The organism is Megasphaera sp. MJR8396C, from assembly GCF_001546855.1.
Taxonomy (GTDB): domain Bacteria; phylum Bacillota; class Negativicutes; order Veillonellales; family Megasphaeraceae; genus Megasphaera.
In genome coordinates this window covers 1-1609 of record NZ_KQ958177.1, presented here as the reverse complement: position 1 = coordinate 1609, position 1609 = coordinate 1, and the positions used below count along the sequence as shown (strand labels likewise).

General features: G+C 53.6%; 1 protein-coding gene and 1 pseudogene. One reads left to right on the top strand and one right to left on the bottom strand.

The window, feature by feature from the left end; all coding sequences use genetic code 11:
- Positions 1-24: 24 nt before the first annotated feature.
- The gene (locus tag HMPREF3201_RS05415) at positions 25-1128 is read left to right on the top strand and encodes a M20/M25/M40 family metallo-hydrolase (RefSeq protein ID WP_062412105.1); all 1104 of its coding nucleotides are present in this window, start codon (positions 25-27) and stop codon (positions 1126-1128) included.
- Positions 1129-1329: 201 nt separating this feature from the next.
- Here HMPREF3201_RS05415 and HMPREF3201_RS05410 read toward each other — a convergent pair.
- A pseudogene (locus HMPREF3201_RS05410) lies at positions 1330-1609 on the bottom strand (bZIP transcription factor); the annotation flags it as partial.

Below are 1609 nucleotides of genomic sequence, written 5' to 3'. Positions count from 1 at the left end.
TCGGAGTATCCTGCCCGCATTTAGATGAACGACAAGATTGAAGCTTATGTACGTCAGAACCAAGCCCAGTGGCTGGAGCTTCTCAAAACGATTATTTCCATCCCGTCGCCGACAGGCCGGGAACAGGTAAAGGGCAAGTGGATTCTGCAGTACCTCCACAGTCTGGGAGCCGACGGCGCCTACATCGATGACGGCGGAAACGTCCTCTATCCCTGCCGACTGAAAAAGGGGCAGAAAGTCGCCTTGTATACGGCCCACATGGATACGGTCTTTGAAAAACTGTCCGAGATCCCGATTCACCAGTCGAAAAACATTTTGTCGGCCCCGTCGTGCAGTGACAACAGTGCCAGCATTGCCGGCTTATTGTTCATCATCAAGATGATCCGCGACTTACAGTTGACGCCGCCCCAGGGCATCCTTTTTGCCTTTGACGTCGGCGAAGAAGGATTGGGTAATCTCAAAGGCATCCGCAAAATCATGGCCGACTGGGCCGGCCGGATTTCGGAGGTCGTCGCCGTGGACTGCACCTTCGATACCTTTGTCGCAACGGCCGTCGGCTCCCGGCGCTATCAGGTCACCATCGAAACGCCGGGCGGCCACAGCTGGATGAGCTTCGGAACTCCCAATGCCATTGCCGCCGCATCCTCGATCATCCAGGAACTCTACCAGCTGTCCCTACCGGCTCATCCCAAGACGACCTATAATGTCGGCACCATCAGCGGCGGCACGACGGTTAATTCCATTGCCGCCAAGGCAAGCTTCACCGTCGACCTTCGTTCCGAAGACGGAAAGGCCCTCGAAAGACTTGATACATTCTTCCATGACCTCATCGAAAAACCGCTCGCCAAGGATGTACGCCTATCCCTAAAAAGCCTTGGCGAACGGCCGTGCAGTGAGGTAAACCAGAATCCCCTCGTCCAGCGAATTACCGCCATCCGACAAAAGCAGGGCCTACCCACGACGTGCATTGCCGGAAGCACCGACGCCAACATTCCCATGAGTCAGGGCATCCCGGCCATTTCCTTTGGCTTCTGCCGCAGCCGTGGTGAACACACTTTAGAAGAGTCCCTCGATCTCGATACCTTCGTACCGGGCATGCTGCAGATGTTGGCCTTTATGGGTCTATAACAAAGAGGGGCCCTCAAGCCCCTGACCGTCATCGAGAACGGTCAAAGGCAATCGCGAAGAAAAGGCAAGTCCACTTAAGATGCACGATGTAACCGATACCTCCATGGTTAACAAGGAATAAAAAGCCTGCCGTTCAAGCGGCAGGCTTTTTGCATTCGTACCGATATCGCGGTCAAAGAATTATTTCATCCGATATCTGTGTTACTTTATATTCAACTTATTCTTCAAGTCTTGATTTTCTGCTTCCAACCGGTCGACTTTGCGGCTCAGAGCATCTAAGCGCTGCAAGACTTCATCAGAGGTGCCACTATCGATGGCAGCCGTCTTTTCTGTTTTCGGACCGACGCGGAAAGTGACACCTACGTTACCGGCGGTTTTATGGTCGCCGTCAAAAGAGGTGGCAGCTCCAAAAGAAAGCAGGACGTCCGGATTGGCATGATAAAAGCCACCCAAGTGAACCGACCCCCTAAAGTTGGACCAA